Below are 9,007 nucleotides of genomic sequence, written 5' to 3' on the forward strand. Positions count from 1 at the left end.
ATCCCCTCAAAACATTGTTTTTAAAAGTCTTTCCCATTTTTTTGCAACATTATCTATGCTAAAATTCCTGAATGCACGTGTCTTTGATAATTTACTAATTTTTCGATACACCTTTGGATTTATAATAATCAAACTAATTGCCTCTATGTAAGACGATGAATCGATTGTTGTTATCAAGATTCCATTTCTTAAATTCTTTATTACTCTAGAGGTTTCTTTAGTTTCAGGGATTATAACAACTTTTCCTAATGCTAATGACTCGATTTCGGCTCTGCCAAGCTCTAGTTGAAATGATATAACTATGTCCATATTTGGTAATAATTGTTTTAGAAGCACATCTCTTTTGACACTTCCAACATGGACTACATTGGACAGTTTTTCAAGAAATTTTCTATATGGGCCATCGCCAAATATATAAAATTGTATTTTATCATTAAATCTTTCGAGACTTTTTTCACAAATATACATTATCAAAGGGGCATTTTTTTCTTCTGTTAATCTTCCAATAAATGCGACTTTTAATTTATCATTAGTTTTTTTCCTAGTAGTTATTTTACAAAAAAGATCATCTTCAACTGGAGGTTCTATTACTTTAATCTTTTCTAGGGGTATCCCTGCTCGTTTCATACTCTCTCTAATTAACGTGCTTTGAGACCTTATCATATTGGCTTTGTGTCCTACATAAACATGGTAGATAAGCTCAAGTTTCTCTATTATACCTCTAACTTTTTCAACGATTGGATTGTTATATCTACCTAGGTATGGAGAATACCAAGGTCTAATGTTACCTTCAGCATAAAGTATTCTAAATTTCTTTTTCGAATTCACAAATGATAACAAGAACAATGGAATAATGCCTGTTTCTACTCTGGGAATTACCAATAATTTGGAATCGCTCGAGCGTTTAATGTATCTTAAAATCTCAAAAGCTATTAGGAAGCTTGATATTATTGTCAACATGGCCATCCAAAAATATTCAACTTTTGTCTGTGGGGGATATCTTTTTACTGCAGGTATACTAATCTGATGAATAAGGAAGTTGTCATTTATTTTAATAATATTACCCTTCTCTTTACATTTTTCTCTATAACATGGAGTCAGGAATACGACTTGATATTTTCTTGACAATCCTAGTGCTACAAGATAATAGGACACTTCTGCTCCAGCTCCTCTATTACTTCCCACTTCTACTAATCCAGGCGGAATAAAAATGATATGAGGATTATAATTACTCATATTGCATCACTCCACTCTTTATGTAGATTGATGCAGTACTTCCTTATATATCTTCGACAACTTTTTAGTAATCTCTTTCCAAGTGAACTGTTGCGCATACTTTCTTATTTTCTCTCTGTTCCATTTTTTATCGAGGGCTATTAAAATTTTCTCCGCGAGGCACTCACAGTCAGCCGGTGGGCAGAGTAGGCCATAATCCTCAGAGACTATTATCTCAGGAACGCCTCCAACGGCCGTTCCCACAAAGGGAAGTCCCACTCCAAGAGCCTCGAACATAACTGTGGGGTTACCCTCACTCAAGCTTGGGAGCACAAAGATATCAGCGGCATTCATCCAGTAATTTAACTGATTATCAGGAAGATATCCCAAAAGCCTAATATGATGTCTGAGATTCAACTTACTAATTTGCTTTTCTAGTTGTTTCTTCAATGGGCCAGTGCCTCCAATGTAGCAGTATACATCTTGTCTTTCTTTTAGCACTAGGGACATGGCATTTATTAGATATTTGTGTCCCTTTTCTGGATACAGCCTAGCAAGGTTAAATATAATCTTAGCGTTCTTTTCAATCTGTAGTTTTTCTCTTGCGACTTCACGTGGGATGTACGAAAACTTTCTTGGGTTATATCCATTGGGAATGTGGACAATCCTGCCAGGGTTTGCACCATGCTGAATGAAGATGGGTATATCTCGTTTATTTACACGAATAAGGGCATCTGCGTTCTTCCATGTGTACACGGCCTTATCTTTCATGTTCTTTAAAATAGAATATAGGTGAGGACGGTTCTCATGGAGCGTAATGATAACAGGTGCATTAAATTTCTGCCCAAGCTTTACCGCTGCATATCCTTGGGGATATGTGAAATGAGCGTGTATAATGTCAAAATTTATATTGTTCTCCTTAATATGTTCCTCAAACTTTTTGGCAAGCTTCTCACCTAGTTGCGAGTTCCTCCCGTCTGGAATAAAGTATACAGTACTTATCAAGTGTATGTGAACATTTGGAGGCACATTTTCTAACTCTACGATCCTTTGTTTGGTGTATAGTCTCAAATGATCAAAATACCCTCCAAATGGAACATAATTTGAAATTTCAGCTAGAGGATTGTGGTGAACTAAAATATGAATCTCGCCAACGTACCTGCTCTGGGCTTCGATTAATTCCTTAATAAACCATCTATAAAACGGAGTGATGACTAACAAGTTTAAATCCCCTATATTTATTTCAGATTCTCTAGGATATATCACCTTTCCTCACCCCAACAAATGATTTAATCCCATAAATTTATTCAATCTATATTTTTTCTCAGCAAGCTTCCTTGCATTATGTCCGAGCTTTTTTCTGATTTTTGGATTTTCAATTAGATATTTTATCGCTCTTACAAACTCCCCATTTACCTCATGGACTACTATAGCATGCTTGTTATTAACCAACTCTAAACCTTCAGCACCTTTTTTAGTCGTTACTATCGGCAATCCAACAGCCATATAATCCAAAACCTTAAGCTTAACACCTTCCCCGCTTATTAATGGCACAACAGCAATATCGCATTCTCTGAGAACACTATGGACATTTTTAACAAATCCAAGAGATATCAATGCATCATTCTTCATCTTAGGAACCCCTTTACCAAAAATTATGAATTGGAAGTTCTTATATTTTTTGAATTCTCTTGCGAGCTTATTTTTTATAATGTTAATAGCCTCCCTATTTTGGAGTGTTCTATAAATCCCATGGAATACTGCCCAGACTTGATGTTTATCTTTCTTCAGTTTACCATGTCCTTCGAGTGAATCCTTAACTCTAATCATTGGAGGAATAACTATAATCTTTTCTGGGATTGCCCTATATTTTTCTATGAATGTTTTTTTATTTTTGTGGCTTATTGCTATTATACAATCAACATAACTTAGGGATAATTTCTCAATAAAACCTATAGTGATAAGGTAAAATAATTTGATTACTTTTGGGATATTACTGTCTTTTATGATAATTTTTGCATACTCACTTTCAACATTATGGGAATCTTGTATGATACGTGAATTAAGCCTAAAAATTTTCTTTACAATCAAATACGTGGAAAATACTCCCCAAGGTTGACTTATTAGGATAACTGAAGGGCGATATTTTTTTAGAGATTTAAAAAGTGCATAGTGATAAAATGGGTTTAAAGATAGGAAATATGATCCCAAGCGCATATTCTTTATTTTTATAAAATCAAATGCATAAAAATAAACTCTGTTATGATTTTTTTCATGATCCTTCAAATCTGATGGTTCAATAATTAGGAATTCCCTACTGTTTTTGACAAATATTCGGGCAAGATAAGATATTCTACTTTCTACCCCCTCAGTGGGTGTTGTTTTTAATCTAACTTTTGTATGAGGGGAAACAATGAGAACTGCTGATTTCATTGTTGATCCTCCTTCATTTCCCCCCAACCATTCTACTCAACACATTCAATGTCAATCCAGCAACAAACAATTGAATCCCAATGATTGCAAAAATTCCTGCCCCAATGGCTTGGGTTAGATATACATTTCCACCATTATAATATGGTTCCAAAGCTAAATATCCCAAAATTCCCGCTATGATAAAAGATATCAAGCTTAAAACTCCAAACAGTAGAAGAGGCCTCTTATATCCAATCAATCCAACAATTTTTGCCAAAACTCCCACCCCATGGGCTATTGGATGCTTTTTATGCTTATTTGGTACATCATATCTGACATTTATTGGAACTTCTGTAATCCTTAGGTTCTTTTCAGACAATTGATGGATCATCTCACTCTCAACATTGTAACCTGAAGAATTTAAATTTAACGATTCTAAGGCTCTTCTGTTTAAGGCTCTGAATCCGCTTTGTGAATCGGTAATCTTAACTCCCGATGCAAGAACTGTTGTCTTATTGAGAATCCAAAGCCCAAGTCTTCTGTATATGGGAATGGTCTTATGAGCTCCGTTTAAATATCTTGAACCAATAACTAAGTCGGCCTCATCCTCTAAGATAGGCTTTAACAAAAGAGGAATTTCCTCGGGATTGTGCTGACCGTCAGCATCTATGCAAACAACAACATCATAATCATTGGCTAAAGCATAATCAAAACCCGTTTTTAGCGCCTGTCCTTTCCCTTTATTAACATCATGCCTAAGAACAATGGCTCCAACTTCTTGGGCAATTTTAGAAGTTTTATCTTTAGAACCATCATCAACGACAAGAACATCTCCATACTCTTTCGCTAAAGCAACAACTGAACCAATAGTTAATTCCTCGTTGTAAGCGGGAATTACTATCAAGACCTTAGTGTTTTTGTACATCGTTAAATCATTCCCCCTTCTCCATTCATAACATAGTTCAAAAAGTATTAAATACTAGTCCCAATTTTCCGATTGCTAAATATATGAATCCATTTTTTTCGGCTTTTTTTGCATCTAAAATATTCCTCCCATCTATTATTATCTTGTTGTTCATATCTTTTGCTATTTTGTCTAAATCTAGGTTTTTGAATTCTTTGTGGTCGGTTACTATGATTATTGCGTCTATGTTTTTGAAGTCTTTTTTCCATTCTGCTCCGAAGCGTTTTGCGTCCTCTGGAGTACACAATGGATCATAAGCGTAAACTTTAGCTCCCCATTCTTTGAGCTCTTTGATTATTGGAATTGCTGGACTCTTCATGAATTCCCTAACTCCACCTCTGAATGTTAGTCCCAAAACTAAGACATTGCTCCCCTTCAATGATTTTCCAACCTCATTGAGAGCCTTTATAGTAAGCTCAACTATATGATGGGGCATCGAGTCGTTAATCTCTCTAGCCGTCTTAATCAAGTGTGGGTTCGTCTTTTTGGCTAAGTTGATAACGAACCATGGGTAGATTGGAATGCAGTGCCCGCCAACTCCAGCCCCAGGCATGTGGAGGTGACAGTAGGGCTGAGTATTTGCCGCCCTAAACACTTCAAGGGCGTCCAAGCCATGCTCTTCGCACCATAATGCTAATTCATTAGCCAGGGCAATGTTAACGTCTCTGTAAATGCCCTCAAAGACTTTAACGGCCTCGGCCGCTTTTATGGAACTAACTGGAATGACTCCCTTTTTGTTTATTGTCTCGTATATTCCGATAACTGCTTCGAGGGTTTTCTCGTCACTTGCCCCGACTATTTTAGGATACTGGCCAGTAATATCTCTAATTGCAGTTCCGGTCATTGTTCGCTCGGGAGCGTGAGCAAGGCCAAACTCACCAAGCTTTAAACCAGATTTCTCAAGAATTGGAATTAGGCTTTCTGTAGTTCCGGGAGGCATTGTTGCCTCCGTAATTACAATATCTCCCTTTTCCAAACCCTGAGAAATCTTCTCGGCGACATCATAGACTGGATCAAGCTTTAGATTGCCTTTCTCATCTGCAAGGGTGGGGACAATAATAATCATAACATCAGCCTGTTTTGCCGCCCAAGCCCCATCAGTTGTAGCTCTTAACCGCCCCGCCTCAACGTTCTTCTTGACTAATTCGGATAAACCCGGCTCTTCTTTAACGTGATTCTCTCCCATATTTACCATTTCAACGATTTTCTCGTTAATATCAACGCCGATTACATCGGCACCATGATCAGCAAAAACAGCTGCTAGGGGAAGACCCATCTTCCCGAGACCATAAACAGCAATCGTAACTTTGCCCTCTTTGAAAACTTGCTTAACCTCATCCCTCTTCAAACCAAGAAGCTTCATCTCAATCAACCTCCAATACTTCATCTCTTTTTGCACTTTCTAAAGCTTTCAAAGCAACCTTAAGAGCATGCAAGCCATCCTCACCAGAGATTAGAGGTCTTTTACCTTCCTTGACGCATTCTATAAAGTGCACAAGTTCATTCCTTAAAGGTTCTCTCTTGTTTATCTTAGCATCTTTTTCCCATTCATCATTGTAGATTGTAAGCTTTTGTTGGATGTAATCTAAGTACGCTATGCCGTTAGTCCCGACAGCTGTCAGGGTTCTTGTCTTATGAGGCGTTAGCCAATTAGTTTCCACAATCCCGCTTTTACCATTAGAAAAACCAAGCATTATTAATGCATGATCTTCAACGCCGGCAGGATGTTTTACATTTCCAGCCCGAGCATACACTTTTTTCACTTTGTCATCAAATAGGAAACTAATAACATCGATGTCATGGACACCTAAATCAATAATAATCCCAACATCCCTAATTCTAACAGCCATTGGTCCCACTCTTTTAGCACTGATTGATACTACCTCCCCTAAAAGCCCCTCTCGTATGCTCTCTTTCAGCTTAAGTACCGCCGGATTAAACCTCTCAATGTGTCCAACCATTAGAATGACGTTATTTGCTTTTGCTGCTTTAATGATTTCTTGAGCGCTCTCAATGCTCTCTGCTATAGGTTTTTCAATCAAAACATGAATACCTTTTTCAATGAACTCCAAAGCAACTTGCTTGTGAAGAGAAGTAGGAACTGCAATGCTAACGGCATCCAACTCCTCCTTAGCAAGCTCCCTATAATCAGCAAAGGGCTTAGTGTTGAATTTCTTAGCAACTTCTTTTGCACGCTCAAAATCTGCATCAGCAACTCCAACGAGTTCGACTTTTCCTTCTTTTGCTAATTCTGAATAAACTCTCGCATGATGGAATCCCATGTTTCCGACGCCAACAACGCCAACGCGAAGCATTTTGATCACCTTAAAAGCGAGATTAAGAGGAAAGATCTTTGAGTGTTTGGATTATGTAAGCTATATCTTCTTTACTTACTGCTGGATGGACTGGAAGGCTCAAGACTTTTTTTGATGCCTCAACAGCATTTGGACAGCATTCTTTTGAATAACCAAGCTTTTGATACAAAGGCTGCCAATGAACAGGCATTGGATAGTGAATCCCTGTCCCGATTCCTCTTCCTCTGAGTTTTTGAGCTAATTCGTCTCTATTTAGTGGAAAGCCATCTTCGACTCTGATGACATACTGGTGGAAGACGTGTTTGACTCTAGGATCGACATAAGGTGGTGTTAGGCCTTTAATCTTGCCTATCCCTTCAGTTAAAAGCTTGGCATTTTCGATTCTCTTAGCATTCCATTCGTCAAGCTTTTTAAGCTGGATTCTGCCGATTGCTGCGGCAATGTTAGTCATTCTCAAATTGTAGCCGAGTTCTTCATGCAAATACTTCTTAGTTTGCCCGTGATTTATCAAAAGCTCGGCTCTCCTAGCTAATTCTTCGTTGTTTGTAACCACTATTCCTCCTTCTCCAGTGGTCATGTTTTTGGTTGGGTAAAAGCTGAAGGCTGCAATGTCTCCAAAAGTGCCAACTTTTTGGCCTTCAAACTCAGCACCATGAGCTTGTGCACAATCCTCAATAAGGTAAAGCTTGTAATCTTCGGCAATCTCTTTGAAAGCCTTCATGTCGGCAGGCTGCCCATAAAGGTGAACCACAAGAATTGCCCTCGTTTTATTGTTAATTTTCTCCAGAACGTCATCAGGATCAAGGTTGAATGTTTTTGGATCAATGTCAGCAAAAACGGGCTTTGCTCCTTGGAAGAGTATTGAGTTAGCAGAGGCAATGAAAGTGAAGGGGGTTGTAATTACTTCATCTCCCTCCTTAATTTTCAAAGCTTTAAGTGCAACATCTAGAGCAGTTGTTCCGTTGCAAGTTGCAATTCCGTATTTTGCACCTAAATACTCGGCAAATTCTCTCTCAAAAGCTTCAACTTCTTTTCCGCTTGCAAGCATTCCGCTTTTTAAAACTTCAATAACAGCGTTTATCTCCTCGTCTCCGATTAAAGGCTTGGCAATTGGAATTTGTCTCATTTTAACCGCCTCACAAGTCTTCTTCCTTTAGATATCTTTCGTAATCTTCTTTTCTTATTTTAACTTCTCTCCCACAGTGGGAGCATTTGAAGATTATGTGGTTTTCATTCTCGCCAATTTTTTCTTTTAATTTTCTACCACAATAGCATACAAAACCCTTTAAGCGGGCGGGATTTCCATAAACTAGGCCAAATGGTGGCACGTCTTTTGTGACAACGGCTCCAGCGCCGATCATTGCATACTCGCCAATTGTTACGCCACAAACTATTGTGGCGTGGGCTCCGATGCTTGCTCCTTTCTTAACCAAAGTTGGCACAAGCTCCCAGTCCTCGTTAAAGGCTCTCGGGTAAAGGTCGTTTGTAAAAGTCATGTGTGGGCCGAGGAAAACGTCATCCTCGACTTTTACTCCACGATAAACGCTTACTCCATTTTGGATTTTTACGTTGTTTCCGATTTCTACTCCTACGTCAATGTAAACGTCTTTTCCAATGTTGCAGTTCTTTCCAATTTTGGCACCCTTTCTTACGTGTGCAAAATGCCAAATCCTCGTTCCCTCACCAATCTCAACCTCTTCCTCAACAACAGCAGTCGGATGAACAAAAAACTTCTTTTCATTCATTTGAATGAACCTCCAATAATCTTGTTAAAAACAAAATAATTATTATCCAAAGTATGATCAAAGCCCGTGTCATTAAAACCATAGTCAACAACAAGAACATCTCCATACTCCCTAGCAGGAGTACCATTTGAACCAATTGTTAGTTTCTCGTCATAAGTTGGGATTACCCCCAAGGCCCTAGTGCTATCTGGGGAACTGTCAGCTGAGTCTTTATCTTCCATAATGCACCCTCTCCCGTTTTGGGTTTGTTGAAAATTCTGATTTTACTTTCCTTCTGACAATTTTATCACTTCTTGGAATGTTGTGTCGCATAGGTATTTTTCCACTGTTAGTGTACTCATCACACTATTCATTAT

The 9,007-nt window shown here is 38.2% G+C and carries 9 protein-coding genes; all 9 read right to left on the bottom strand.

Features of this window, described 5'->3' with window-relative positions; genetic code table 11:
* Nucleotides 1-6 precede the first annotated feature (6 nt).
* Genes TES1_RS10645 through TES1_RS10685 form a run of 9 tightly spaced genes read right to left on the bottom strand, consistent with a single transcriptional unit; the run spans nucleotide 7 to nucleotide 8,872 of the window.
* Entirely contained in the window at nucleotides 7-1,236 is a 1,230-nt protein-coding gene (locus tag TES1_RS10645; RefSeq protein ID WP_042682591.1) for a glycosyltransferase family 4 protein, read from the bottom strand.
* Between the two features lie 18 nt (nucleotides 1,237-1,254).
* Nucleotides 1,255-2,481: a glycosyltransferase gene (locus tag TES1_RS10650; protein ID WP_227738490.1), complete on the bottom strand. Its 1,227-nt coding sequence runs from the start codon at nucleotides 2,479-2,481 to the stop codon at nucleotides 1,255-1,257.
* Nucleotides 2,482-2,487: 6 nt separating this feature from the next.
* The gene (locus tag TES1_RS10655) at nucleotides 2,488-3,648 is read right to left on the bottom strand and encodes a glycosyltransferase family 4 protein (RefSeq protein WP_042682593.1); all 1,161 of its coding nucleotides are present in this window, start codon (nucleotides 3,646-3,648) and stop codon (nucleotides 2,488-2,490) included.
* Nucleotides 3,649-3,661: 13 nt separating this feature from the next.
* Nucleotides 3,662-4,552 carry a glycosyltransferase family 2 protein gene (locus tag TES1_RS10660; RefSeq protein WP_042682595.1) on the bottom strand — a complete coding sequence of 297 codons (891 nt, stop codon included), beginning with the start codon at nucleotides 4,550-4,552 and terminating at the stop codon, nucleotides 3,662-3,664.
* Between the two features lie 37 nt (nucleotides 4,553-4,589).
* Nucleotides 4,590-5,954: a nucleotide sugar dehydrogenase gene (locus TES1_RS10665; RefSeq protein ID WP_042682596.1), complete on the bottom strand. Its 1,365-nt coding sequence runs from the start codon at nucleotides 5,952-5,954 to the stop codon at nucleotides 4,590-4,592.
* A 1-nt stretch (nucleotide 5,955) separates the two neighbouring features.
* Entirely contained in the window at nucleotides 5,956-6,906 is a 951-nt protein-coding gene (locus tag TES1_RS10670; protein WP_042682358.1) for a UDP-N-acetylglucosamine 3-dehydrogenase, read from the bottom strand.
* A 22-nt stretch (nucleotides 6,907-6,928) separates the two neighbouring features.
* Nucleotides 6,929-8,032, bottom strand: coding sequence for a DegT/DnrJ/EryC1/StrS family aminotransferase (locus TES1_RS10675; protein ID WP_042682360.1), 1,104 nt, complete (start codon nucleotides 8,030-8,032; stop codon nucleotides 6,929-6,931).
* Nucleotides 8,033-8,042: 10 nt separating this feature from the next.
* A complete protein-coding gene (locus TES1_RS10680; protein WP_042682598.1) occupies nucleotides 8,043-8,651 on the bottom strand; it encodes an acyltransferase in 609 nt (202 codons plus the stop codon).
* A complete protein-coding gene (locus tag TES1_RS10685; RefSeq protein WP_042682600.1) occupies nucleotides 8,648-8,872 on the bottom strand; it encodes a hypothetical protein in 225 nt (74 codons plus the stop codon). The genes TES1_RS10680 and TES1_RS10685 overlap by 4 nt, the downstream gene beginning before the upstream one ends.
* Nucleotides 8,873-9,007: the final 135 nt, after the last annotated feature.

The organism is Thermococcus paralvinellae (assembly GCF_000517445.1).
Lineage (GTDB): Archaea > Methanobacteriota_B > Thermococci > Thermococcales > Thermococcaceae > Thermococcus_B > Thermococcus_B paralvinellae.

Excerpts from the sequence above, each read along its gene's own strand:
- TES1_RS10645 (WP_042682591.1), bottom strand. The coding sequence starts at position 1,236 with ATGAGTAATTATAATCCTCATATCATTTTTATTCCGCCTGGATTAGTA.
- TES1_RS10655 (WP_042682593.1), bottom strand. The coding sequence starts at position 3,648 with ATGAAATCAGCAGTTCTCATTGTTTCCCCTCATACAAAAGTTAGATTA.
- TES1_RS10660 (WP_042682595.1), bottom strand. The coding sequence starts at position 4,552 with ATGTACAAAAACACTAAGGTCTTGATAGTAATTCCCGCTTACAACGAG.
- TES1_RS10665 (WP_042682596.1), bottom strand. The coding sequence starts at position 5,954 with ATGAAGCTTCTTGGTTTGAAGAGGGATGAGGTTAAGCAAGTTTTCAAA.
- TES1_RS10670 (WP_042682358.1), bottom strand. The coding sequence starts at position 6,906 with ATGCTTCGCGTTGGCGTTGTTGGCGTCGGAAACATGGGATTCCATCAT.
- TES1_RS10675 (WP_042682360.1), bottom strand. The coding sequence starts at position 8,032 with ATGAGACAAATTCCAATTGCCAAGCCTTTAATCGGAGACGAGGAGATA.
- TES1_RS10680 (WP_042682598.1), bottom strand. The coding sequence starts at position 8,651 with ATGAATGAAAAGAAGTTTTTTGTTCATCCGACTGCTGTTGTTGAGGAA.
- TES1_RS10685 (WP_042682600.1), bottom strand. The coding sequence starts at position 8,872 with ATGGAAGATAAAGACTCAGCTGACAGTTCCCCAGATAGCACTAGGGCC.